Origin of the sequence: Rhodococcus sp. C3V (genome assembly GCF_029269915.1) — a bacterium.
Taxonomy (GTDB): domain Bacteria; phylum Actinomycetota; class Actinomycetes; order Mycobacteriales; family Mycobacteriaceae; genus Rhodococcus_F; species Rhodococcus_F qingshengii.
The window spans coordinates 170,376-192,263 of record NZ_JARJBE010000001.1 but is presented as its reverse complement, the minus strand read 5'-3'; the positions used below and the strand labels follow the sequence as shown (position 1 = coordinate 192,263).

General features: G+C 63.2%; 27 protein-coding genes. 14 read left to right on the top strand and 13 right to left on the bottom strand.

The annotated features are described in order from the left end of the window. The first annotated feature begins 130 nt into the window (after nucleotides 1-130). Nucleotides 131-676 (top strand): hypothetical protein, encoded by a 546-nt coding sequence (locus tag P3G66_RS01030; protein WP_007729604.1) that lies wholly within the window; start codon nucleotides 131-133, stop codon nucleotides 674-676. Nucleotides 677-680: 4 nt separating this feature from the next. On the opposite strand, the gene P3G66_RS01025 is transcribed toward P3G66_RS01030, so the two are convergent. The 4 genes from P3G66_RS01025 to P3G66_RS01010 all read right to left on the bottom strand — a co-directional run bounded on the left by P3G66_RS01025 (nucleotide 681) and on the right by P3G66_RS01010 (nucleotide 5,502). Beyond that, on the bottom strand, nucleotides 681-1,418 hold the full coding sequence (locus P3G66_RS01025) for an SDR family oxidoreductase (protein ID WP_276116078.1): 738 nt from the start codon (nucleotides 1,416-1,418) through the stop codon (nucleotides 681-683). Then, the gene (locus tag P3G66_RS01020; protein WP_007729609.1) at nucleotides 1,415-2,440 is read right to left on the bottom strand and encodes a phosphotransferase family protein; all 1,026 of its coding nucleotides are present in this window, start codon (nucleotides 2,438-2,440) and stop codon (nucleotides 1,415-1,417) included. The genes P3G66_RS01025 and P3G66_RS01020 overlap by 4 nt, the downstream gene beginning before the upstream one ends. Further along, entirely contained in the window at nucleotides 2,437-3,648 is a 1,212-nt protein-coding gene (locus P3G66_RS01015) for an acyl-CoA dehydrogenase family protein (protein WP_162114403.1), read from the bottom strand. The genes P3G66_RS01020 and P3G66_RS01015 overlap by 4 nt, the downstream gene beginning before the upstream one ends. 75 nt (nucleotides 3,649-3,723) lie before the next feature. Beyond that, the gene (locus P3G66_RS01010; RefSeq protein ID WP_058226602.1) at nucleotides 3,724-5,502 is read right to left on the bottom strand and encodes an ABC transporter ATP-binding protein; all 1,779 of its coding nucleotides are present in this window, start codon (nucleotides 5,500-5,502) and stop codon (nucleotides 3,724-3,726) included. A 95-nt stretch (nucleotides 5,503-5,597) separates the two neighbouring features. Between P3G66_RS01010 and P3G66_RS01005 the strand changes: the two genes are divergently transcribed. Next, the gene (locus tag P3G66_RS01005; protein WP_030537226.1) at nucleotides 5,598-6,185 is read left to right on the top strand and encodes a TetR/AcrR family transcriptional regulator; all 588 of its coding nucleotides are present in this window, start codon (nucleotides 5,598-5,600) and stop codon (nucleotides 6,183-6,185) included. Here P3G66_RS01005 and P3G66_RS01000 read toward each other — a convergent pair. Further along, nucleotides 6,120-7,655 carry a LuxR family transcriptional regulator gene (locus tag P3G66_RS01000; RefSeq protein ID WP_058226603.1) on the bottom strand — a complete coding sequence of 512 codons (1,536 nt, stop codon included), beginning with the start codon at nucleotides 7,653-7,655 and terminating at the stop codon, nucleotides 6,120-6,122. The genes P3G66_RS01005 and P3G66_RS01000 overlap by 66 nt on opposite strands. A gap of 171 nt (nucleotides 7,656-7,826) precedes the next feature. Here P3G66_RS01000 and P3G66_RS00995 point away from each other — a divergent pair, with 171 nt between their 5' ends. From P3G66_RS00995 to P3G66_RS00970, 6 genes are all read left to right on the top strand, one after another. Further along, nucleotides 7,827-8,201, top strand: coding sequence for a PLDc N-terminal domain-containing protein (locus P3G66_RS00995; protein ID WP_030537228.1), 375 nt, complete (start codon nucleotides 7,827-7,829; stop codon nucleotides 8,199-8,201). Continuing rightward, entirely contained in the window at nucleotides 8,198-8,635 is a 438-nt protein-coding gene (locus P3G66_RS00990) for a DUF6325 family protein (RefSeq protein ID WP_007729624.1), read from the top strand. The genes P3G66_RS00995 and P3G66_RS00990 overlap by 4 nt, the downstream gene beginning before the upstream one ends. Nucleotide 8,636: 1 nt before the next feature. After that, nucleotides 8,637-8,945 (top strand): SHOCT domain-containing protein, encoded by a 309-nt coding sequence (locus P3G66_RS00985; RefSeq protein WP_007729626.1) that lies wholly within the window; start codon nucleotides 8,637-8,639, stop codon nucleotides 8,943-8,945. Between the two features lie 65 nt (nucleotides 8,946-9,010). Continuing rightward, nucleotides 9,011-9,988 carry a DUF1214 domain-containing protein gene (locus tag P3G66_RS00980; protein ID WP_003940299.1) on the top strand — a complete coding sequence of 326 codons (978 nt, stop codon included), beginning with the start codon at nucleotides 9,011-9,013 and terminating at the stop codon, nucleotides 9,986-9,988. 27 nt (nucleotides 9,989-10,015) lie between these two features. Further along, nucleotides 10,016-10,429 carry a phage holin family protein gene (locus tag P3G66_RS00975; protein ID WP_020970904.1) on the top strand — a complete coding sequence of 138 codons (414 nt, stop codon included), beginning with the start codon at nucleotides 10,016-10,018 and terminating at the stop codon, nucleotides 10,427-10,429. Between the two features lie 38 nt (nucleotides 10,430-10,467). Next, on the top strand, nucleotides 10,468-11,289 hold the full coding sequence (locus P3G66_RS00970) for a tyrosine-protein phosphatase (RefSeq protein WP_047272157.1): 822 nt from the start codon (nucleotides 10,468-10,470) through the stop codon (nucleotides 11,287-11,289). Here the strand turns inward: P3G66_RS00970 and P3G66_RS00965 are convergent. Beyond that, on the bottom strand, nucleotides 11,276-12,253 hold the full coding sequence (locus tag P3G66_RS00965; protein ID WP_276116077.1) for a DMT family transporter: 978 nt from the start codon (nucleotides 12,251-12,253) through the stop codon (nucleotides 11,276-11,278). The two genes, P3G66_RS00970 and P3G66_RS00965, sit on opposite strands and share 14 nt — an antisense overlap. Before the next feature lie 34 nt (nucleotides 12,254-12,287). Between P3G66_RS00965 and P3G66_RS00960 the strand changes: the two genes are divergently transcribed. Further along, nucleotides 12,288-12,866 (top strand): TetR/AcrR family transcriptional regulator, encoded by a 579-nt coding sequence (locus P3G66_RS00960; protein WP_003940247.1) that lies wholly within the window; start codon nucleotides 12,288-12,290, stop codon nucleotides 12,864-12,866. Nucleotides 12,867-12,916: 50 nt separating this feature from the next. Here the strand turns inward: P3G66_RS00960 and P3G66_RS00955 are convergent, their stop codons facing one another. Beyond that, nucleotides 12,917-13,543, bottom strand: coding sequence for a TetR/AcrR family transcriptional regulator (locus P3G66_RS00955; RefSeq protein WP_030536574.1), 627 nt, complete (start codon nucleotides 13,541-13,543; stop codon nucleotides 12,917-12,919). Nucleotides 13,544-13,632: 89 nt separating this feature from the next. Between P3G66_RS00955 and P3G66_RS00950 the strand changes: the two genes are divergently transcribed. Continuing rightward, on the top strand, nucleotides 13,633-14,094 hold the full coding sequence (locus P3G66_RS00950) for an SRPBCC family protein (RefSeq protein ID WP_003940411.1): 462 nt from the start codon (nucleotides 13,633-13,635) through the stop codon (nucleotides 14,092-14,094). Nucleotides 14,095-14,096: 2 nt separating this feature from the next. Here P3G66_RS00950 and P3G66_RS00945 read toward each other — a convergent pair whose 3' ends face one another. The 3 genes from P3G66_RS00945 to P3G66_RS00935 form a co-directional block, all read right to left on the bottom strand. Beyond that, nucleotides 14,097-14,744, bottom strand: a complete 648-nt coding sequence (locus P3G66_RS00945; protein ID WP_007730038.1) for a TetR/AcrR family transcriptional regulator — start codon at nucleotides 14,742-14,744, stop codon at nucleotides 14,097-14,099. Between the two features lie 97 nt (nucleotides 14,745-14,841). Beyond that, nucleotides 14,842-15,603, bottom strand: a complete 762-nt coding sequence (locus P3G66_RS00940) for an SDR family oxidoreductase (protein ID WP_003939707.1) — start codon at nucleotides 15,601-15,603, stop codon at nucleotides 14,842-14,844. A gap of 73 nt (nucleotides 15,604-15,676) precedes the next feature. Continuing rightward, nucleotides 15,677-16,822 carry an acyl-CoA dehydrogenase family protein gene (locus tag P3G66_RS00935; protein WP_007730036.1) on the bottom strand — a complete coding sequence of 382 codons (1,146 nt, stop codon included), beginning with the start codon at nucleotides 16,820-16,822 and terminating at the stop codon, nucleotides 15,677-15,679. A gap of 140 nt (nucleotides 16,823-16,962) precedes the next feature. Between P3G66_RS00935 and P3G66_RS00930 the strand changes: the two genes are divergently transcribed. Further along, a complete protein-coding gene (locus tag P3G66_RS00930; RefSeq protein WP_050654586.1) occupies nucleotides 16,963-17,571 on the top strand; it encodes a TetR/AcrR family transcriptional regulator in 609 nt (202 codons plus the stop codon). A gap of 26 nt (nucleotides 17,572-17,597) precedes the next feature. Next, the gene (locus tag P3G66_RS00925; RefSeq protein ID WP_042926530.1) at nucleotides 17,598-18,176 is read left to right on the top strand and encodes a hypothetical protein; all 579 of its coding nucleotides are present in this window, start codon (nucleotides 17,598-17,600) and stop codon (nucleotides 18,174-18,176) included. A gap of 7 nt (nucleotides 18,177-18,183) precedes the next feature. Here the strand turns inward: P3G66_RS00925 and P3G66_RS00920 are convergent, their stop codons facing one another. Together P3G66_RS00920 and P3G66_RS00915 are read right to left on the bottom strand one after the other, a co-directional pair. Then, a complete protein-coding gene (locus tag P3G66_RS00920) occupies nucleotides 18,184-19,425 on the bottom strand; it encodes an RNA polymerase sigma factor (RefSeq protein WP_003940594.1) in 1,242 nt (413 codons plus the stop codon). Nucleotides 19,426-19,431: 6 nt separating this feature from the next. Further along, nucleotides 19,432-19,776 carry a YciI family protein gene (locus P3G66_RS00915; RefSeq protein ID WP_003939718.1) on the bottom strand — a complete coding sequence of 115 codons (345 nt, stop codon included), beginning with the start codon at nucleotides 19,774-19,776 and terminating at the stop codon, nucleotides 19,432-19,434. Nucleotides 19,777-19,916: 140 nt separating this feature from the next. Between P3G66_RS00915 and P3G66_RS00910 the strand changes: the two genes are divergently transcribed. Together P3G66_RS00910 and P3G66_RS00905 are read left to right on the top strand one after the other, a co-directional pair. Then, a complete protein-coding gene (locus P3G66_RS00910; protein WP_003940372.1) occupies nucleotides 19,917-20,393 on the top strand; it encodes a DUF309 domain-containing protein in 477 nt (158 codons plus the stop codon). After that, nucleotides 20,393-21,031, top strand: coding sequence for an LON peptidase substrate-binding domain-containing protein (locus P3G66_RS00905; protein WP_003940076.1), 639 nt, complete (start codon nucleotides 20,393-20,395; stop codon nucleotides 21,029-21,031). Before P3G66_RS00910 ends, P3G66_RS00905 begins: the two co-directional genes overlap by 1 nt. A gap of 6 nt (nucleotides 21,032-21,037) precedes the next feature. On the opposite strand, the gene P3G66_RS00900 is transcribed toward P3G66_RS00905, so the two are convergent. Continuing rightward, nucleotides 21,038-21,853, bottom strand: coding sequence for a mycofactocin-coupled SDR family oxidoreductase (locus P3G66_RS00900; RefSeq protein WP_042446953.1), 816 nt, complete (start codon nucleotides 21,851-21,853; stop codon nucleotides 21,038-21,040). Nucleotides 21,854-21,888: the final 35 nt, after the last annotated feature.

The window sequence follows — 21,888 nt, the reverse complement described above, 5'->3', positions numbered from 1 at the left end:
AGGTTGCGCGGTGCGGCAGGCAGCGGGTGAAGTGATTGTCCGCGCCGGCACCGACACCTCGAAGACGCCGCGGGCCTCGTGAATGTGAGATTTACCTGTACTTTGACGTCACATCAGGCAGTATCGAGGGATGGCTCTAGTTTTGCCCGGCAGCTCCACCGTCGTCCGCTCCGTCGGCGACGTGGTGCACTGGTCCCTGTCCACGGTCGCATTTGCGGTCACCCTGCCCACTCGACTCGAGGCGCTCCTCTTCTCGGTCGAGAGGTTGGTGGCGCGCATCAACCAGATCGCCGACAACGCCGACCGCGTCGTCATCGGAGCCGCCGCCGTGACCGTTCGCGCTGAGACACTGGTCGAGGCCGTCGAGCAGACGTCGGACATCGCGGGACAACTCCTCGAGATCTACGAGCCCATCGCCCTACAGCTCGCGCCGCTGGCCGCCAGGTTCGCCGACGACCTTTCCGAGGCAGAGGTCAGCGCCGCGATCAAGCTGATCGACCAACTACCGGAGCTCACCGACCGGGTGGCCGCGGTGTTGCCCATCCTCGGAACCTTGGACTCCGTCTCGCCCGAGATCCACGAACTCCTCGGAGTGGTCAAGGACCTGCGGCAGGCGATCGTCGGGGTGCCTGGCTTTCACTTCTTTCGCAAGCGGGGCGAAGCCAAGCTGGATTGAAATTTCAGGCGGAGTAGCCGTTGGTCCCGGCCCGCGCCATGACGACCTTCGGAACGACCGCTCGAGACGAGAGCTTGAGCAGACCGTCCACCAACTCCACGATGTCGTCGACCTTGATCATGGTGTCCGGTGTGATCCGATCGTGTGTCCATGCCGACATGTCGGTGTCGACGTAACCGGGAGCGATGGCCGTCGCACTGACGCCGTTTCCGGATTCCTCGGCGTTGAGTGCCTCGACCATCGAAATCAGCGCAGCTTTGGTGGCTCCGTAGACGGCCAGGCCGCTCTCGGCATACACACCGGCCATCGAGGCGAGAGCGATCACCTTCGCTCCGCCGGCAAGGTCCGCGTCCGCCGCTGTACGCAGGAGCGGCAGCGACGCTTGCAATAGTGCAAACGGTGTTCGGAGATTGACGGCAACGGTCTTGTCGAAACGTCGCATCGGGTAATCCGCTACTCGCCCACTGGTTCCCACTCCGGCGTTGAGGACGAGAGCCCTCATGGAGCCGAATCGCTCATTGTGTGTGGCGACGAGTGCTGCGGCGAAGTTCTCGTCCGTCATGTCGCCGGCCGAGACGACGACGTCCGGCGATCCGGCGCGGGTAAGTTCTTCGGCGACAACGGCGAGCCGCTCGGTATCACGCGCCGTGATGGTCAGCCCGTACCCTTGCGAAGCCAAGCGTGTTGCGATGCCGAGCCCGATTCCCTTGGAGGCGCCGGTGACCAGTGCTGATCGAGTCATTCGAATTTCCCTTGCAGTGCGTTGAGTCCGGCCGAGATCAGTTCCGGCACAGAAGATCCAGCCTTGTCGAATCCCCCGCCGACGGTGGCTCCTGCTCGGAATCGGTGATCGATGCCCTGCGCCACGACGGCGAGTTTGAAGAACCCGAGCGCCATGTAGAAGTTCCAATGCGCCAGTTCACGACCCGAAACGGACGAATACCGTTGCGCCAGATCGACAACGGACGGTAGCGACGGACTCGTCCACGCAGCAGGCTCACCCAGAACCAGATCCAGCGCGGGATGCCGATAGACGCACATCATCGCGATGTCCGCCAGCGGATCGCCCAGCGTCGACAGTTCCCAGTCCACCACTGCGGCAACCTTGGTGACGTCGTTCGCCGCGAGAATCGTGTTGTCGATCCGGTAGTCGCCGTGAACGATCGACGAGGCTGATTCCGCCGGAATCAATTCCGCGAGGCTCGACGCCAACCTGTCCACGTCGGCCGAGTCCTCGGTCTTGACGCGTGACCATTGACCGGCCCACAACTTCACCTGGCGGGCTACGTAACCGTCGGGTCTGCCGAGTTCGCCGAGACCCACTGCGGTGTAGTCGACGTCGTGCAGTGCAGCGAGAACACGCACCAACTCGTCGGTGCACTGCGTGACCTGCGCTGCCGGAACAGCTTCCAACTCGGTTTTGGTTCGGATCACTTGACCGGTAACGAACTCGACCACCGTGAACGACGCACCCATCACCGAGGCGTCCTCGCACAGCACGACGGTCGGCGCGACCGGCACGGCGGTGTTCTGCAACGCCGAGGTGATTCGGAACTCGCGCGCAACATCGTGCGCCGACGGCGTGAGGCCGGCCGTGGGTGGACGACGGAGAATCCACTTCGAGTTGTCGTCGAAGATTCCGTAGGTGAGATTGGATTTGCCGCCTGAAATCAGTTCGGCTCGCAACTCTCCGCTCACCTCGACGCCAGCGGCTTGCAGATACTTGTGGAGCGCCGCGAGATCGAGTCCTGGAAAGTCCGTCACTTCGACTCCTCCCGAGCAGCGCGCTTCGCAGCTCCGACAACACGTTTCGCAATTGCCCAGCGATGAACCTCGGACGGGCCGTCGTAGACGCGGAAGGGACGCACTTCGCGGGACAAGCGTGCCAGCGGCAGATCGCCGGACACGCCCATTCCGCCACACATCTGAATGGAGCGGTCCACGATCCGGAAGATCGCCTCGGCAGCGTAGGTCTTGGCGATGGACGTCGCGTTGCTCGCGTGCCCGCCCTGATCGAGTTCGAAGCAGGCCTGCACCAGAAGTGCGCGGCTGGCTGCGATGTCGATCTCGTTGTCGGCGACCATCTTCTGGATCATTCCGAGATCACCGAGTTTCGAGCCGAAGCCTTCTCGTTCGGCAACCCTGGCCACGGCGACGTCGTGGCCGCGGCGCGCTGCACCGAGCCAGCGCATCACGTGCGTCATGCGGGCGGGACCGAGGCGAACCTGCGCGTAGGCGAAACCTTGATCGACCTCACCGAGAACGGCCTCGTCGGGTACGAAGAGATCCTCGAACGTGACCTCGCAGTGCCCGCCGATCATGGCCTTGTCGAGGGTGTCGATGTGTCGACCCACTACCAGGCCGGGAGTGTCCGTCGGCGCCAGGAACATGGTCGCTCCGCCGCGCTGCCCGGGCTCACCGGACGTGCGCGCCATGATGATGAAGAACCCGGCGCCGTCGGCGCCGGTGATGAACCATTTCTTACCGTTGATCTTCCAGCCACCGGGGACTTTCTCGGCGCGGGTGTTCAAAGCCGAAGGATCGGATCCCGCTCCCGGCGCGGGTTCGGTCATGGCGAATGCCGACCGCATGTCCCCGCTTGCGAGCGGCGCGAGGAACTGCTGCTTCTGCGCTTCGTTCGCCACGTGGGCCAGCATGTGAACGTTGCCCTCGTCCGGCGCCGCGATGTTGAGCGCCGTCGGCCCGAATAGCGAGTAGCCGGCTTCCTCGAAGACCGGCGCGCGATCACTCATGTTGAGTCCGAGGCCGCCGTACTCGATCGGTGCATGCGGGGCGAAGACACCGGCTTCTTTTGCTGCCGACTGCATCTCGATGCGGATGGCATCGCCACCCGCTACAGCGATGTCACCGGCGTGTTCGTCTTCGATGGGGAGCACTACGTTGCGCGTGAAGTCGCGCGTCTTCTCGATCAGCGCCACCACCTCGGGCGCGTACGTCAGATCGATTGCCACCAGCCACCTCCGAAAGAACATCCCGACCGAGCGATCGCTCGGTAACAGCACTCTCGCACATGCCGATGCGCCGGGTCAACAATCTTCGAGCATCGCCTCGCCCTGATCGAGCCGGCCGGCAACCACCATGTCGCGGTACAGATCGTCCTTGTCCATGAGCTCGTCATGGTTGCCGATGTTGCGGATCCGACCGTCTTCCATGACCACGATCCAGTCGGCGTCACGCACCGTCGAGAGCCGGTGAGCGATAGTCACCACGGCCCCGGTGCGCGCACGTTCGTTGATCGCGTCGACAATCGCGGCTTCGGTGAGCGTGTCGACCTGGGCAGTGGCTTCGTCGAGCAGAAGCAAAGCACTCGGCCGCAGAACTGCGCGCGCCATCGCGATCCGCTGACGTTGGCCGCCCGACAGCGAGGTGGCCGTCAGAGCGGTGTCGAGTCCGTTGGGCAGGGCCTCGATCGCGTCGTCGAGCCGGAGCAAGCGCAGAACGGCCTGGACTTCTTCGTCCGTCGCATCGGGATGGCTGAAGACGACGTTCTCCCGAATCGTTCCGGGCACCACCGGTGTCTCCTGCTCCACGTACGCGAGACTCTCGCGCACAGCGCGGTGATCGAGCGCGTCGTAACCGACTCCATGCAGGAGAACCTCACCCGATCGAGGTTCGACAAATCGCAGCACGGTCGAGAGCAAGGTCGTCTTTCCTGCACCCGACGGGCCGACGATGGCCATGTGCCCACGCGTCGGAATGACCAGCGAGACATCGCGCAACGCCGGCTGGTTCGATCCGTGGTAGCTCACGGTGACGTCGCGCAACTCGATCAGCGGCGCGGCAGCGTTTGTTTTCGCGACCACGTCCACGACCTCGTCGTACTGCTCGGTGGGCAACGACTGCATCTCGCGAATCCGGATAGCTGCCGCGATTCCCGACTGAACGGAGGTCACGTTCTGCGCAAGCTCCGACACCGGCCCCATCAGGGTGAAGGCGTAGAGCAGAAACGCGATGAGCGTCGAGACTGCCATTTCGCCGTCGGCGACTCGCCACGCACCAAAGCCGAGGATGGCAATGATCGATCCTTGAATGGCGGTCCACGCGACAGTCCACGCGGTTGCCGACACTCGAACTGCCGTGATCGCATGCTTTTTCGCATCGGACGCATTGTTCGTCACCAGAGCGCCGACGCGATCCTCGGCGAGGGAAACCTTGACCGTCCGGATCGCACGCAAGCCACCCTCGAGAACGCCGCCGAGCTGACCGAGCGATTCCTGGGTTCGCGCTTCCGCTGCGGAAATCCGAGGCATCAGAACCGCAAAGAGTATGGAGGCGAACACGATTGCCACCATGGTGACGCCCAACAACGGCAGATCCAGTACGCCCATCAGAACAATCGTTCCGATGGTCAACGCGGCTGCGTTCAGAATATTCACCGCGGCCGACGACGCAGCCTCCCGCAGCAGCAAGGTGTCAGACGTGACCCGGGTGACCAATTCACCCACGGATCGCGATTGCAGCGCCGGCACCGTCGCCGCGAGGAATCGCTTCACCAGCGACGACCTGGCGTCGAAGACAACTTTCTCGGCGGCGGTTCCGAGAACGATCCACTGAGCACAACCGAGCACTGCACCGACGATCAGAAGGACGACGAGCGTGAGGATAGGTCCTTTCAGCGACGCACCGGTATCGAGGGTGTCGAGAACCCACTTGGTGACCATGGGCGTTGCCAGCGTCGCCGCGGAGCCGCACAGCGCCAGTACCAATCCGAGAAGGAGCGACGGCAGATGCGGTCGAGCGAACTCCGAGAGGACGCGGAGATTGCTCCATTTCGGTGCGGGCTGAGAAGCGTCGGATTCAAGCATGAATTTATGGAACACGAATGTTCCATAAAGGGCAAGAGAAATTCCGATTCGGAAACACTGGATACCGAAACCGGACACGGCTACGCTTCGGATTCGTGACAACGATCCACAGCGCACCAGAACAAAGCGCGACCCGCGAGCGCACACGGAAGGCCATCCTCGATGCTGCCGTTTCGGTGTTCGCATCCAAGCCTGCTGCGACCCTCAGCGAGATCGCTTCGGCCGCAAAGGTCGGCCGGACCACTTTGCACCGCTACTTTCCCGAACGGTCAGACCTGGTCGACGCAGTCGCGGCCGAGGCCACCCGCGCCGTCGGAGAGGCAGCAGCAGCAGCTCGACTCGGCGAGGGTACCGGAGCCGAAGCACTGGTTCGCCTGTGCCATGAATACTTCGAACTGGCCGACCTCTTGACGGTCCTGTTCTTCACTCCCGGTGTGTATCAAGAAGATTCGTTTGCCGAGTCCGCGTCGAACGACGACTCAGTCACCGATGCAATCGAGCGCGGACACTCCGACGGTTCCATCGACCCCGACATGGGTTCGGACTGGGTGCAGAACCTGCTGTGGTCACTGCTCTACACGTCGATGGACTACGTGAACCGCGGTTCCGGGACGCGACTACAAGCCTTGGATCTGACGGTTCGCAGCCTCCGCCGCGGAATCGCCCCCGATCCCGCGGTCTAGGTTGTCGGCTGCTTGAACAGCGGCACGCCGTTTGGTCACGCCTAGTTTGCGGTAGATCGAGCGAATGTGAGTCTTCACAGTGGGATAGGCGATGCCGAGGTGCGCAGCGATCTCGTCTGCAGTCATCGTAGTTCGCAGAAAAGTGAGGATCTCTTTCTCACGTTCCGTCAGGACTCCGGCGAGCTTGGCAGAGAGCTGGCCCCGTTTTTCCAGAATCGTGCGTAGGAGCTCCTGGTGTCTCGACCCCTGTGTTGCGTGCGCGTTCAACAGATCGACGATTACCGGATCGCCGCTCAGAAATGGGGCGAGAATCCGCTCGGGGATTGCTTCCGCCAGCGCACGATCCAACTGCTCGTGCGCCTGCGGTCCACGCCCGGCGACGGAGCTCAGGGCGGCAGACGTGACAAGGGTGCTCACCAGCGCATATCGCGGCAGCGCGGCCGAGGTTGCCAAGCGAAGCGCTTGAGCCGACGGTTCCGGATCCCCCATGACTCGGTAGAGCTCCGCGAGAAGCGCGTGAGCGACCGCAGCACCTGTTCTGGTCAGCGTGGGCATTGCGATGCGGCGAGCTTGCTCGTCCTGTCCTTGAGCGTGGGCGAGCCAGGCCGTGGTGACGCGCCGCAGCGTATCCCAAGGAATGCCGTGCTTGTCCGCAGTGCTCACGCCTCGCAGCAGACGAGCGGCGTTGTGGTACCGGTCTTCCCGGTTCAGAGCGATCAGGCTCATCACCAGGTACAGACGGGCGAGCGCCTCGAAGTTGGTTCCGGGACTGCCCTCCACGATGATCGAGTCGAACTGAGCGATCGCCTCCTCGAAGTCGCCACGCCAGTAAGCGATGCACCCCCGATTCGACTGTGGGAGACCACCTTCGAAGCGTTCCCAATCGGACGCCACATCTCGCGCAGGAAGGCCGTCGAGGATCTGTTCGGCTTCGGTGAATGCTCCCGCGTGGGTCAGCGCAAAGGCCAAGTTGGACTGTGCAAGACGCAATGTCTCCGTGCGCGACTGCAACTGCGCCTCGTCGCCGGCGGAGCGAAGTAGCGCGATGGCACGAGGAAGGTCACGACGAAGCCTGACCTCGGTCCATCCGAGGAGGAAAAGCGCGGACGGGTAATCGTCCTCGGGCTCGCACTGGGCGAGCGCGTGACGCGCGCGATCGGCGATGACGGCCTTGGTCGAGGTGTCCGGAGCGAGCAGCAGGTCGGTGAAGCAGACGACAAAATCGTCGGACGCCACCCGCAGACCCTGCCCGCGGAGAAACTCAGCGCCGTACGGATCACCGCTGAGATCGCGGCAGCACGCTCGTATCAGCAGGATGTGCGGATCGTGGGGATCGGGATGAGCAAGGCAGAGCTGCTCGAGTTCCCTGGTGTGAGATTCGAGAATCAAACGAAGCCAGTTTTTCCGCAGGACTCGTCGAGCCTGCTCCGCCTCACCAGAGGCGAGTGCGTCACGCACGGCTTCGATCATGTGTCGAAGATACTCGAGACGTTCGATGTCCGTGGAAATCCGGTCTCATCCGCTTCGGATTAGGCCGCGATCGAAGCCCGCCGATACCGGTGAGAATTGCCGGAATCAACCGAAATGCGTGAGTCAGCGGAATACCGTGTGCGCAGGCCTTACACGAAACGGATAAGACACATGAGCTTCTGGGAAAGCCTCGGCTGGATGCTGTGGGCGACCGTCTTCATCGGATATCTCTTCGCGCTGTTCGCGATCATCGCCGACCTGTTCCGCGACCACAAGCTCAGCGGTTGGTTGAAGGCCGTTTGGGTGTTCTTCCTGCTCTTCCTACCGATCCTGACCGCCCTCGTCTATCTCGTCGCCCGCGGCGAAGGGATGACGGAACGCAGCAACAAGGCCGCACGCGACGCCGAGAAGGCCGCCGAATCGTATATCCGCGAGGTCGCGGGGAAGAGCCCCAGCGAGGAGATCGCCGCAGCCGCAGCACTGCTCGAAGCCGGAGCGATCAGCGAGGACGAGTTCGCCGCACTCAAGCTGAAGGTCCTCTCGTGAGTGCCGCGCGTTTCGGCCCCGTCGACTTCTACCTTCTCGGCCTGCCTGGGCAGAGCCTCGACCCGGCCGCGCTCTCCGCACTGACCGACCTTACGGATACCGGCCTGGTGCGGCTGCTCGATCTGATCGTCATCTCCAAGTCCGAGGACGATGAACTCACCCTCATCGAAGTCGAGGAGTTGCCGAACGGCTTCGAGATCAACGTCGAGATGCTCGGCGCGTCCGGTCTGCTCGGGCATGAGGACATCACCGAACTCGCGGCAGCCATTCCCACCGGCGCTGCAGCGCTGCTGGTCGCGCTCGAGCTGGTCTATCAGCGCGAACTCGCCGCCCGCACCGCTGCGTCAGGCGCGGTGCTACTGGGTTACGAGCGGATACCCGCACCCGTCGTCAATGCCCTCATGGACACGATCATCCCGAAATTGGAGGTCTGACATGCCGTACATCCCGAGACGAGGCCGCCCCGGACTGCTGGGCCTCGCCGCCCGCACCGCGGTCGTCACCGGTACCGCGACCGCCGTCAGCGACGGTATGGCCACCCGCCGGCAAAGGAGAGCTCAGGCCGACTACGAGCAGGCGCAGTACGAATTCGCCCAGCAGCATGCCGCACTCCCGATGCCCACACCCGCACCCGCGGCCCCGGTCGATCTCGTCGCCGAGTTGCAGAAACTCGGCGACCTCAAATCACAAGGCCTGCTGAGTGACGCCGAGTTCCAAGCCGCGAAAGCACGACTGCTGGGCTGATTCACCCCGACGGGCCATGGATTACCGCGCCCGCTTCCGTACCCCGACACCGATTGGAACCCACTATGTCCACGATCGCCGTCAACGTCCTGAACTTCAATCGGGCAGAGTCCGATCTCATGTTCGCTCGCCTGGCCGCGGGCGTCGGCCTGGGCACGTGGAACCACACTCGTGATCTCGGGTCACTCGACAACCAGCCGATCATCCGCCAGAACCGCGACACTCTGTACAGCAGCGCGATCATCGACGTGCGCGAGAACGTCACCATCACGGTGCCCGATACCGGCGAGCGCTACATCTCCGTGTGGGTGGTCAGTCAAGATCACTTCGGTCCCGTCATCCTGCGCGACCCGGGAGAGCACCTGCTCACGCGTGAATTGGTCGGGACCGACTACGCCGCACTGATCGTGCGCATCCTCGTCGATCCGAACAGCCCCGAAGACGTCGCCGAGGTGAACCGGTTGCAAGACGCCCTCAACATCGACGGCGGCGGAACGGGAGAGTTCCCGTTGCCCGACTACGACGAGCAATCGCAGACCGAGACCCGCGACGCACTCCTCGCACTCGCGCGTGGCATCACCACGTACGACCATTCATTCGGTACCGCTGCGGAAGTCGATCCGATCAGGCACCTGCTCGGTACCGCATCCGGCTGGGGTGGCCTTCCCGAGTACGAGGCCACCTACGTCAACTTCGACGAACGTCTCCCGGTCGGGGAATACCGTCTCCGCCTGAACGATGTTCCCGTGGATGCGTTCTGGTCGGTCTCGCTGTACAACGCGGCCGGATACTTCGAAGAGAACGCCCTGGGCGTCAACAGCATCAACAGCCTCACGGCCACCCCAGACTCCGACGGCAGCACCACCATCCGCTTCGGGGTCCATCTCGACGGCGTCGCGAACGCACTGCCCATCATGCCCGGGTGGAACTACGTACTGCGCCTGTACCGCCCCCGCCCCTCCGTGCTCGACGGCACCTGGACGGCGCCTCGTCCCGAAGCCCTGCAGCAAAGCGTTCCCCACGCACACACCACTCTCGGGTGACTCGACCTGATCACGGAGGTACAAGCCATGCGTCTGTTATTTCAGCTCATTTCGCAATGTGTTCTCGGCGCGATCGCGCTGATCGTCGTGCATTTTGCTCTTCCCGGGGTCAGCCTGAGCGTGAACGGCTTCTTGGCCGCTATCGGTGTATTCACCCTCGCACACATGATCCTCGGCCCATTCGTGCTCAGCGTGGCACTGCACTACGCGGCTCCGCTCGCGGGTGGTGTCGGCTTGGTCGCCACACTGCTCGCGCTCTGGGTTGCGACCCTGGTCCCCGACGGTATCGAGATCAGCGGCGTCGGGTCCTGGATCCTCGCCCCGATCATCGTGTGGGTGATCACGGCATTGGGAGGGTGGATCTTCATGGCTCTCGTCATCGACAAGTGGATCAAGAGACGCAATGCCGAAAAGCTCGTGCGCAGTGTGCAGAAGGCATGAATGATCAGTTCGGAAACGGAACCCACAAGGAGTCAGCCATGCCAACTCACCCGCTCGATCGCCGCGTTCTCCTGAAGACCGCTCCGAACTTCCGGGACCTCGGTGGCATTCCTGTTGCGGACGGCACCGTCCGCGCGGGCGCGCTCTATCGTTCGGCGACTCTGGCGAAACTCGACGGCGACGACCTTGCCGCGGTCGCCGACTTGGACGTCCGGACGGTATACGACCTGAGGACCGCCGCCGAGCGCGACGGCGCACTCGACAATCTCCCTGACTCGACGCGCACAGTCTGGCTCGACGTACTTGCCGACAATGCCCAAAACGCCGCGGCCACTGGACTACTCATGACGGACCCGGTCGCATACGCCGAGACCATCAGCGATGGACGTGGGATCGCACAGATGGAGGAAGCCAACCGCAACTTCGTCAGCCTGCCGTCCGCTCTCGACGCCTATCGCACGTTCTATCTCGACCTAATCGACGAAAAACGCTCCGGGGCAGCACTTTTCCACTGCACCACCGGCAAGGATCGAACCGGGTGGGCCGCGACCTCTTTCCTACTCCTCCTCGGGGCCGACGAAGCCGATGTACGCGCCGACTACCTGGAGACGAACACCGATCTGGCCCCCATGACAGAACCGATCCTCGACTTCGCCGCGAGCAAAGGCGTTGACGCAGAAGTGCTACGACCCCTCCTCGGAGTCCGTGACAGCTATTTCGACGCAGCTCTCGACGAAATGCGCACGCACTTCGGCACCGTCGAGGACTACGCAATCAACGGACTGAAGCTCACCGCAGAGCAACTCACCGCGCTCCGCGAGCGGTTCACATCCCGATCGGCCTTCATCAGCGCGACGTGATCGAAGCTCTCGCCGGGCAGGAATCCGTGCCCTCGTCCTGCTTCTTCGGGCGATTGCCCACCCGGGTGACCACGACGACGGCGACGATGCCCACCGCCAAGCCGAGCGCGGTGAACGGAGTGAAGGATTCTCCGAACATCAGTGCGCCCCAGACCGCGGTGACGGGGGCGATCAAGAACATCAGGGTGTTGACGGACGTGATGCCGATGCGACGGAGCAGTAACCAGTACAGCCCGTAACCACCGAACGTGGACAGCACGACTAACCAGAGCAATGCGATCCAGAATGTGTTGACGCTTGGTGGTACGGCGACACCTGAGGCCACCGCCAGTGTCGTGAAAACTATTGCGCTGGTAGAGCAGTGGATGGCCAGAGCCTGCAGAGGTGGCGTGAACGTGTGAGCGCGTTGTTGGACGAAGGTGGATGCAACCAGGCTGAGCATCCCCAGGAACGGAATCGCGTACGCCCACCACGGCGCCGATGTACCGGCCCCGGCATCGGCTGCCGTGACCATCGCGACGCCGCCCATTCCGATCGCCAACCCGATCCACTGCATACGCGGGACTGCGACACCGAGGACCGGACCGAGCAGCGCGGCAGCCACCAGCGGCTGAATACCGTCGATCAGCGCAGTTGTTCCGGTGTTCACGCCGAGATCGACTGCCCAGTACACCGACAACAGGTAGCCACTCTGGGAGAGCATCCCGATCACCACCTGCCTGCCGAGAGCCCGTGGTGTCGGCATCGTGTTCTGGCGCCGGGCGGAGAACCAGACAATCGGGAGCAGTACCACCGCGAGCGGGAGAAAACGCCACATCAGCAGCGTGGGGACCCCGGCACTGCCGGCGCCTAGTTTGGCTCCGATGAATCCCGAACTCCAGCACGCGACGAACAGGACCGACAAGGTAGCCGTCACGGCAGATCTCGAGGTCACGATCCGAGGTATACCGATCTGTTTACTCATGAGCCCGACTATACAGATCGGTATACTTTTGTCCATGGCAGAGGAATCCACACCCGAATTGACTCCGAAAGCGCGTCGCATTCTGGAGTCTGCGTCGAAGCTGTTCTACGAAAAGGGGATTCATGCCGTAGGCGTGGATACCGTCGCACTGGACGCCGGGGTCACGAAGAAGACTTTGTACGAACGGTTCGGCTCGAAAGACGGTCTCGTCGTTGAATACCTGAGGGCTCGAGATCGGCGGTGGCGAATCTTTCGCGACGAGAAGCTCGCATCAGCCGGAGCTAGCCGCGCCGAACAGTTGAGTGCGGTATTCGACGCTTCCGCCTCCTGGTCCAAGGCGAGCGGAGGCAAGGGGTGCAGCATGATCAACGCGCACGCCGAGTTCAGCGATCACTCACATCCGGTGTTCGCTGTCATCGCCGAACAGAAGCAGGAAATGTTGGACGTCTTTCGGCGCATTCTGGCGACGGACGGACTAGCTGACGAACGTCTCGTCGAGGCAATCATGCTGCTTCACGAAGGTGCCCTTGTCGCAGACGGGATCGGTATCGGCACCGACCCCTTCGGCGCCGGCCGGAACGCAGCGCTCGAATTGCTCAAAAATTCAGACTGATTCGCGCAGTTGCCCCCACAGTCACTCCCCCACCCGCTTCGCCCCCACAGTCACTCCCCCACCCGCTTCGCCCCCACCATGCGCCTCGCTATCTCCAAATACCTCTCCACCAACTCGTCCGGAGACAACTCACCGTCCGGTCGGTACCAGACCGCGACGGCGACGCACATCGTCACCACGGCTCGGCTGGCGTCCTCGGGATGGTCGGCTTCGAACACGCCCGAGGCGACGCCGTCGAGGACGATCCGGTCCACCTGCTTCTGCTGTTCGTCGCGCTGGGCGATGTAACCAGCCCGGCTGTCGGGCTCCATGCTGCGGATCTCGGAGGAGGCGACGAACGACTGCTCGCGTCGAAACATGTGGAACCGCAACAGAGATTCGATCACCGCGTCGAAGCGATCGGAGGGATCGTCCCCGGCATCGAGTTCGGCGGCGCGGCTTCGCTCCAACAACTCCGTCATCACAACGGTCGCCAGACCGATCAGCAGAGCTTGCTTGGACGGGTAGTGGTGGTAGAGCCCCGGCACCGACAGCCCGGACCGCGACGCGACGTCACGGATCGAAGTCCCGTGATAGCCCTGCTCGACGAACGCCTCCAACGCCGCAGCGAGCGGTTTCGGTAGTCCCAGGTCTTCGTAATCGCGCCAGGACCCGCGTACCGGAAGCTCGTTCGTCATACCGATACCGTAGATCGCTCTTGCGCCGCCGCCGAACACGTCGGAGCCATTGGTTAGAGTCGGTGTTCACCGAAAGACAGGGACCAGTCATGATCCATGTTCGCCACACCGCGGTTGCTGCCGTGCCGGTTGATGTCGCCTTCGACTACATCGACAACTACCGCAATGTCCCGACGTGGATGTTCGGTGTTTCCGAGTTCACCCCGTTCGGAGAGTTCGATCAGGGACTCGGCGCCACGTTCGACGCGGCCATGCAGATCGGGCCGAGCACGTTGCGCTCCAAACTCGAGGTCACCGAGTGGGAGAAGAATCGGATCATCAAGCTGTCCTCGCTCGGCGGTGTATCCAACTCGTCCACGTGGGAGTTCGCTGCGATCGACGATTCCAAGACCGAGCTTTCCGTCGACTTCGCCTACAAACTGCCCGGCGGCATTGCCGGCAAGGCACTCGGCCGATTGATCGGGCCGTTCGTCGAAAACGCTGTCAAGAACAGCGAGGAAACACTGCGCCACAGCCTCGAGGAGCAGTTCGCGGCCCGCGGCGAAGGCTGAAACTACCCGCGGTCGCCTTCGAGTCCCAGCGCGTTGGCCCACACCTGAGTAGCCGTCTTGACGACGTCCTCGAACGGGACGGGGTTGCCGTCGGCGCCAGGTTCCTCGGAGACGAATGAACTGTAGGCAAGACGGCTCACCATCGCCGACAGTGCTCGGGAAGCCAACAGCGGGTCCAACGAGGCGTCTGCCTTGCCAGCTGCTTGCAAGCGTTCGATGGCTCGGGCATTACGAGAAATGAAGGTCTCGGCTCGGTCCCGACGCAGTTTCGCGAAGGCCGGATCGATGTGCGATACCTGCTCGAGCAGACCCATCAGTTTGGCGTTGCGGCGAAAAGCCGTCAGGTAGGCACGGTTGCTCGATTCGAGGACCGCATACGGATTGTCGACGTCGCGGACCCGTCCCATGCCTGGGTGCAGCATGTCTTCCTGCGCGACGTCGAGAACTGCGGCGAAGATCTGCTCTTTGTTGTCGAAGTAGGTGTAGAACGTGCCGGTGGAGCAGTTCGCTTCCTTGGTGATGTCCGTGAGACGGGCGTCGAGATACCCTGCGCGCTCGAACACCGTTCGAGCCGCTGCGACCAGAGAAGCCCTGGTACGGACGCCGCGGGCAGTCACCGGCAGGTCACGCAGAAGCTCCGTCGCAGCCATGGATGGTGGCGGACGGTCTTCCCAGTTCTCCTGAGGTTCGGCGCGAGAGGTCACCAGCTACTTATACGGCAAAGCCGGCGACATCTCGGCATCGGCGTCAGGTGATGGTGATTCCTCCGTCGACGGCGATGGTCTGACCGGTGACGTATCCGCCGGCCTCGGACGCGAGCCACACCATGGTGGCCGCGAGCTCTTCCGGATCGCCCATGCGGCCGAGGATCAGGCGCGGAGCCATCGCGTCCAAGTAACCGTCGTTGTATTGGTCTGTCATTTCCGACTTGAAGAAGCCGGGCGCGATCGCGTTGACGCGAATGCCCTTGCGCGTTCCCCACTGCTGTGCGAGGTCGCGGGTCAATCCGACGACGCCTGCCTTGCTCGCCGCATAGGCGGCCTGCGGGAGTCCGGCGGTCGTCAATCCGAGAATGCTCGAGATGTTGACGATGGAGCTGCCCGGGAGCATGACGCGGCCGCAGGCCTGCGCTGCCCAGTAGGACCCATTGAGGTTGATGTCGATGACGGCGCGGAACTGGTCCGGGGTCTCGCGGGTCGCCGGAACGGCAGTTCCGACGCCGGCATTGTTGACCAGCACGTCCACGCGGCCGAACTTCTCCATCGCGGCGTCGACCATGTTCTGAGCCTGAGCCGGATCGACGATGTCGGTGGCCACGCACAATGCTTCGCGGCCTGCGTCACGCACGAGCTTGGCCGTGTCTTCGAGCTTGTCGACGCGGCGAGCAGCGAGGACGACGTCCGCGCCGGCCTCTGCTGCGGCTTTCGCGAACGCCACCCCGAGGCCCGACGACGCACCGGTCACGATGACCACTCGATCGGTCAGAGAGAACTTGTCGAGAACAGACATGCGCGGTGATGCTCCTGTGTCGTCGGGTTCGGGAAGTGGCGGTTGCAGTGACGTATCGACTGCAGTTGCGAAATTACAGGCCGAGATCGCGGCCGATGAGTTCCTTCATGATCTCGTTGGATCCGGCCCAGATCTTGGTGACGCGGGCGTCCATCCACGCGCGAGCGGCGCGGTACTCGGTCATGAAGCCGTAGCCACCGTGCAACTGAACGCAGTGATCGAGGACCTCGTTCTGCACCTGCGCGGTCCACCACTTAGCCTTGGCGGCGTCGATGGCGGTCAGCTCGCCGGCAGCGTGTGCCGCGACGCAGTTGTCGACGTAGGCCTGGGTGACCTCGATGCGGGTGACGAGATCCGCGAGAAGGAATTTGTTCCACTGCAGCGAGCCGATCGGCTGACCGAAAGCCTTGCGGTCCTTGGCGTATTGCAGCGTCTCTTCGAGGATCGGAGCGGCGTGCGCGATGTTGGACACCGCAGCGCCGACGCGCTCCTGCGGCAGCATTTCCATCATGTGGATGAAGCCGCGGTCGATCTCACCGATGATGTTGGTGGACGGCACGCGAACGTTCTCGAAGAACAGTTCGGCGGTATCGGACTCGTGCTGGCCGACCTTGTCGAGCTTGCGTCCGCGCTCGAAGCCTTCCATGCCGGTCTCGACGGCAAAGAGGGTGATGCCCTTGGACTTCTTCTCGGGACTGGTCCGAGCCGCCACGATCACGAGGTCGGCGTTGTAGCCGTTGGTGATGAAGGTCTTGGAGCCGTTGATGATCCAGTCGTCGCCGTCCTTGACCGCAGTGGTCTTGAGCGAGGCGAGGTCGGATCCACCGGAAGGCTCGGTCATGCCGATGGCCGTCAGCATCTCACCGGTGCAGAACTTGGGCAGCCAACGCTGCTTCTGCTCTTCGGTGGTGAGCTGAACGAGGTAGGGAGCAACGACGTCGGCGTGAATGCCGAAGCTCGAAGCAACAGCTGCACTGGCGCGCGAGAGCTCTTCGGCCAGAACCGCGTTGAAGCGGTAGTCGCCGGCTTCGCTTCCGCCGTACGCCTCCGGAACCTCGAGTCCGAGGAAGCCGTTGCGTCCCGCTTCGAGCCAGATTTCACGATCGATGAAGCGCTGGTCGATCAGCTTCTCTGCGACCGGAAGGATGTTCCGGTTGACGAATTCGCGAGCAGATTCGCGAAATGCCTCGTGATCGGGTCCGTACAGAGTGCGACGCATGACGAGTTGCTTCCTTTCGGCGTGGCAAAGCCACACGTAACGATGTTCCTAAGCATTCGCTTAGAATCTAAGCACCTGCTTATAGTGAATCGAGAGCGGGATATTGTCAACATCGAAATCCGTCACACCTGGAGGAAACCGTGAGCGATTCACCTGACGTGGTGATCAGCCCCTCCAAAGCTGCGGCCCGTATCCGCGCGGCAGCCGTGGACGCTTTTGCCTCTGCCGGCTACGGCGGCACCACCACCCGTGACATCGCCGCGCGACTCGACATGAGTCCCGCCGCCATGTACCCGCACTACCGCTCGAAAGAAGAGTTGCTTTTCGCGATCAGCTACGAAGGCCACACCGAAGCGTTGAAGGTGGTCGAGGGCGCCGACCGACCGGGTGAAGAACCGTCCGTTCGTTTGCAGGAACTGATCAGCACCTTCGCCAGTTGGCAGGCGGGGCACCATTCACTCGCTCGCGTTGTCCAGTACGAACTCACTGCCCTCACACCAGAGCACTACCGAACCGTCGTCGCGCTTCGCCGCAGCACGACGCGGGTGGTCCGGGAGGTTGTCGATGCCGGCGTGCAGTCAGGCGACTTCACGATCCCCGATGCCGAAGGCGTCACCCTCGCCTTGATGTCCCTGTGCGTCGACGTGTGCCGCTGGTTCCCGGCCGGCAATTACACGAATCCGGAAGACATCGGAAAACTGTACGGAGACCTGGCATTGAGGATGGTGGGCGCCGCCCGAATCAGGTGACACCGACCGCAGAAAGGACTCGGCCAGTGGCCAACCGCACCTATCTCTACTCGACCCCTGTTGCCCCGCATGAGAATCCGGCTGCCGCTCGCGCCCGAGGTCTCACCGGTATCTCCGAGTGGTCGTACGCGATACCGCTGGTCCCGAGGATCCTTGTGTCCGTGAATCCCTTCGCCCAACAGTCGATCATCTGGGACGACACCCCCGACCTGATCGCGGTCACCGCGCCCTGTGGTCCTGGTATCGCCCGGCTCGAAGACTTCCTCGGCCGAATCGATCACCCCGAACTCGGCACGATGGCCGGCGATGCGCTGCGTTTCCTGCGCAGCCACACCGAGCCCGACCACTACTTCGTCCTCGAGTGCGGCGAGATCTTCGACATGGACGACGAACCGTTCGCCGAACAGGGCACGGCCCTGATGACCGGTCTGGCGGACATCGACGCCGAGATGGAGGCGGCGCTGGCCACGCTCGCACCCGTCAAGCCAAGCTTCTGGGAGCGACTGTTCACGCCGACTCAGGAGAGCGTCGAGGAACCGCTACGCGAGCTCGGCCTCGGTTACTGGTCCGAGACCCTGTACTTCGATCTCGACGTCCCTCGATAGGAGCCGATCAATCGGAGATCTCACCCAACCGACGCTCCAGGTAGGCCCGCTCCGGTTCCGTACCAACGAGTTTCAGAGCTTGTCGGTACGCGGATGCCGCTGCGTCGGTGCGCCCCAACCGAGCAAGTAGTTCGGCTCGTGCAAGGTGATACGGATGGTAGTCGGCAAGTTTGGGCTCCGCTGCCAGTTCCTCCAGCGCAGTCAGCCCGACTTCCTCGCCGTCGCGCATCGCCAACGCTACTGCCCGATTGACGGCCACGACCGGCGACGGAGTCAGCGTGAGGAGCACTCCGTAGAGAGCGCAGATCTGTGGCCAGTCGGTGCTCTCCACATCGGCGGCCTCGTCGTGCAATGCGGCGATAGCGGCCTGCACCCCGTACGGCCCCGGCGCTCCCCCGGTCAACGCGACTACGACGAGGTCGCTGCCTTCCTCGATCATCGGCTGGTCCCAGCACCCGCGATCCTGATCTTCGAGGAGGACGATCCCGCCGGCGGCGTCGGTACGGGCATCCCGACGCGCGTGGACGAGAAGCATCAATGCAAGCAACCCGGCGATCTCGCGCTCATCGGGAAGCAATGCGCGCAAGATCCTCGCCAGCCTGATCGCCTCCACCGCCAGGTCGACGCGTTGCAGATCCGGACCCGAACTCGCTGCGTACCCCTCGGTGAACACCGAGTAGATCACCTGCAGAACACCGGGCAAACGTTCCGGGAGTTCTTCGGCGCTGGGAGTGCGGAAGGGAATCCGAGCCTGACGGATTTTCTTCTTCGCACGCACGATCCGCTGCGCCATGGTCGCCGAAGGCACGAGGAAGGCCCGAGCGACTTCGGGCGTCGTCAACCCGCCGAGGCAACGCAAGGTGAGTGCGATTCGGTCGTCCTCGGCCAGCGCTGGGTGCGAGCAGGTGAAGAACAGCTGCAACCGCTCGTCGGGAAGTTCTCCGTCGACCGTGGGCGGCGCCGGGTCGGCACGATCGGCGTCCACCTGCATCACCGCCAATCGCGCCGCATAGGCCTGATCACGACGAAGCCTGTCGACGGCTTTACGACGCGCCGTGGTCAGCAGCCAGGCGCCGGGTTTAGCCGGCACTCCGTCCACGGGCCAGTGCACCAACGCGGCCTCGACGGCTTCGGAGGTGACTTCCTCGGCCAGATCCAGATCACCGAAGCGGCGGACGAGCGAGGCCAAGAGTCGTCCGCGTTCCTCCCGGAACACTGACTCGATGGAGTTCTCGGCCTGCTCGTCCACGGCGAATCAGTCCCCGAACCCGGCCAGTGGACGCACCTCGACGCTGCCGCCGTCGCGCGCGCCGGGGCACCGCGCGGCCCATGAAAGCGCCGCATCCAGATCGGGAACGTCGATGACGTCGTAGCCGCCGAGGATTTCACGGGTTTCTGCGAAGGGACCGTCGGTGACGGTCTTTTCTCCGGACTGCGAGACCCGAACCGTCGTCGTTGTCGTCAGGTCGGCGAGGGCATCGCCGGACACCCAGATCCCGGCATCCTTCATTTCCTTGTCGTATTGCTGCCAGTCCTCGAACGTGCACTGGGGTTCGGTGTCTCCGCCGGGTGCGGTGTAGATGAGCAACATGTACTTCATGACTGACTCCTTGGTCTGTTGTTTCTCTTCCGGCTTTCTTGCCTTACAACATGACGACGAACGGTTCTCCCCGCAATCGACAGGCGACTCGAAAAAACTTTTGGCGAGTTCGGCCGAGGCGCTGCCGTTAGGCTGAGTGTATGACCGAACGCGACCGGGACGCCGCTGGGAAACCCCTCAATTCGCGGCCCCGTGACGGACTCGGACGTCCACTGCCACGCGACGCAGCGGGCGGTGTCCCGCGCATTCCGGACGATGTACGCCTGCCACCAGACGAGTCGATCACCGAGGCGCAGCGCCTCCTCGACCACGGCATGCCTTTCCACGCACACGAGATTCTCGAAGGAACGTGGAAAAGCGCTCCGCCCGAGGAACGTGACCTGTGGCAGGGACTGGCTCAGTTGGCCGTCGGGCTCACCCATCTGCTTCGGGGCAACAACACCGGCGCCGTCTCACTCCTCGGCCAGGGTCACGACCGCATCAGGCACTACGAGGTCGAGAGTCCGCACGGCCTCGATATCCCCGGTCTACTGACGTGGTCCGAGCACCTGCTCGCCGAAATCGATCGCCCCGGCGATTTCCCCGCCCCTCCGATTCCGAGGTTGAGAATCCCCTGATGCCCATCTTCCCCATGTTTCCGCTCGGCTCCGCTTTGCTACCGGGTGAGGTGTTGCCCCTGAACATCTTCGAACCTCGGTATCGCGCACTGGTCGAGAACGTTCTCGAAGCTGCCGACGGCCCACTGTTCGGAGTAGTGCTCATCGCTCGTGGCCACGAGGTCGGTGGCGGCGAATCACGTCACGACGTCGGCACTCTGGCTCGGATCGAGTCTCATGTCGCCATGGGTGCCGGGCGGTATCAGTTGTATTGCCGGACCGAAGACCGCATCCGGGTCAATCGATGGCTGCCGGACGATCCCTACCCACTTGCCGAGGTCGAATTGTGGCCTGACGAGAACAACGGAACACCAGTCACTGCTTACGAATACGACTCGCTCCTCGAGCGCATCGAGTTCATGTACGGAATGTTGGGAAAGCTCGCACTTCGGGCCGGCGAACAGACTCCGCGAATGCCCGTCCCACCGGATCCCTTGGATCCGCTGGGTTCTCGGCTGTATGCCCTCGCCAGGAGCATTCCGATGGGTGACGCCGATCGCCTGGCGATTTTGACCGCGCCAGGCGCCGACGAACGTATTCGGACACTCTCGGAGGCAGTCGAGAACACCATCGAGGTCGCGCAGTTCAATCTCCTCTGAGCGCAACTACGCCATCGTCTGACCCATGTCGATGACGATCTTCGTCCCGGTGACCGCGCGGGAGAGGTCCGTCGCGAGGTAGACGACGGCGTTGGAGATGTCCTCGACGGTGGTGCGCGGGACGGACGTGAGCGGCCACTTGTACGAGTTCATGTACTCCGGATGAGTAGTGAGTACCTTACCGACGTTGGGATCGTTGCCCATCTCGGTCTCCACCGCGCCAGGGTGGATGCTGTTGACTCGAATGTCGAAGCTTCCCAATTCCGTTGCAGCAGTGCGAGCCAAACCCACGAGGCCGTGCTTGGCCGCCGAGTAGTGCGCGCAGCCGGGCGCTTCGGCGACGCCGGCAGCACTGCTCACAATCACGATGGAACCACCGTTGCCGGCTTCGATCATTGCAGGAACCGCAGCTGTCATCGTGCGCCAGACACCATTGAGATTGATGTCCACCAGCGTCGACCACTGCTCTTCAGGCATCTCCCAGAAACGGTTCCACGTAGCGATGCCCGCATTGGCAATCACGACGTCGAGGCGACCGAACTTGTCGACGCCCGACGCCACCGCCGCACGCAGTGCCTCGAGGTCACGGACGTCCGCTACAGCGGTGACGATCTCGCGCCCCTCCGCTCGCACGAGACGAGCCGTTTCTTCGAGGTCGGCTTCAGTCGCGGCCGCGTAACCCACGTCTTCGGACACCGACGCGCACACGTCGACAGCGATGACGTCTGCACCTTCCTGCGCGAGTCGAATCGCGTGATTGCGTCCCTGACCCCGCGCTGCACCGGTGATGAAAACGACCTTGCCTGCCAACAGTTGTGTCATGGCCGGGACGTTAGACGCTGATGTGGCCCGCTGCC

What these genes read in the sequence shown, in the direction of transcription:
- P3G66_RS01030 (WP_007729604.1), top strand. Translation starts at nt 131, where the DNA reads ATGGCTCTAGTTTTGCCCGGCAGCTCCACCGTCGTCCGCTCCGTCGGC.
- P3G66_RS01025 (WP_276116078.1), bottom strand. Translation starts at nt 1,418, where the DNA reads ATGACTCGATCAGCACTGGTCACCGGCGCCTCCAAGGGAATCGGGCTC.
- P3G66_RS01010 (WP_058226602.1), bottom strand. Translation starts at nt 5,502, where the DNA reads ATGCTTGAATCCGACGCTTCTCAGCCCGCACCGAAATGGAGCAATCTC.
- P3G66_RS01000 (WP_058226603.1), bottom strand. Translation starts at nt 7,655, where the DNA reads ATGATCGAAGCCGTGCGTGACGCACTCGCCTCTGGTGAGGCGGAGCAG.
- P3G66_RS00995 (WP_030537228.1), top strand. Translation starts at nt 7,827, where the DNA reads ATGAGCTTCTGGGAAAGCCTCGGCTGGATGCTGTGGGCGACCGTCTTC.
- P3G66_RS00985 (WP_007729626.1), top strand. Translation starts at nt 8,637, where the DNA reads ATGCCGTACATCCCGAGACGAGGCCGCCCCGGACTGCTGGGCCTCGCC.
- P3G66_RS00980 (WP_003940299.1), top strand. Translation starts at nt 9,011, where the DNA reads ATGTCCACGATCGCCGTCAACGTCCTGAACTTCAATCGGGCAGAGTCC.
- P3G66_RS00975 (WP_020970904.1), top strand. Translation starts at nt 10,016, where the DNA reads ATGCGTCTGTTATTTCAGCTCATTTCGCAATGTGTTCTCGGCGCGATC.
- P3G66_RS00970 (WP_047272157.1), top strand. Translation starts at nt 10,468, where the DNA reads ATGCCAACTCACCCGCTCGATCGCCGCGTTCTCCTGAAGACCGCTCCG.
- P3G66_RS00965 (WP_276116077.1), bottom strand. Translation starts at nt 12,253, where the DNA reads ATGAGTAAACAGATCGGTATACCTCGGATCGTGACCTCGAGATCTGCC.
- P3G66_RS00960 (WP_003940247.1), top strand. Translation starts at nt 12,288, where the DNA reads ATGGCAGAGGAATCCACACCCGAATTGACTCCGAAAGCGCGTCGCATT.
- P3G66_RS00955 (WP_030536574.1), bottom strand. Translation starts at nt 13,543, where the DNA reads ATGACGAACGAGCTTCCGGTACGCGGGTCCTGGCGCGATTACGAAGAC.
- P3G66_RS00950 (WP_003940411.1), top strand. Translation starts at nt 13,633, where the DNA reads ATGATCCATGTTCGCCACACCGCGGTTGCTGCCGTGCCGGTTGATGTC.
- P3G66_RS00945 (WP_007730038.1), bottom strand. Translation starts at nt 14,744, where the DNA reads ATGGCTGCGACGGAGCTTCTGCGTGACCTGCCGGTGACTGCCCGCGGC.
- P3G66_RS00940 (WP_003939707.1), bottom strand. Translation starts at nt 15,603, where the DNA reads ATGTCTGTTCTCGACAAGTTCTCTCTGACCGATCGAGTGGTCATCGTG.
- P3G66_RS00935 (WP_007730036.1), bottom strand. Translation starts at nt 16,822, where the DNA reads ATGCGTCGCACTCTGTACGGACCCGATCACGAGGCATTTCGCGAATCT.
- P3G66_RS00915 (WP_003939718.1), bottom strand. Translation starts at nt 19,776, where the DNA reads ATGAAGTACATGTTGCTCATCTACACCGCACCCGGCGGAGACACCGAA.
- P3G66_RS00910 (WP_003940372.1), top strand. Translation starts at nt 19,917, where the DNA reads ATGACCGAACGCGACCGGGACGCCGCTGGGAAACCCCTCAATTCGCGG.
- P3G66_RS00905 (WP_003940076.1), top strand. Translation starts at nt 20,393, where the DNA reads ATGCCCATCTTCCCCATGTTTCCGCTCGGCTCCGCTTTGCTACCGGGT.
- P3G66_RS00900 (WP_042446953.1), bottom strand. Translation starts at nt 21,853, where the DNA reads ATGACACAACTGTTGGCAGGCAAGGTCGTTTTCATCACCGGTGCAGCG.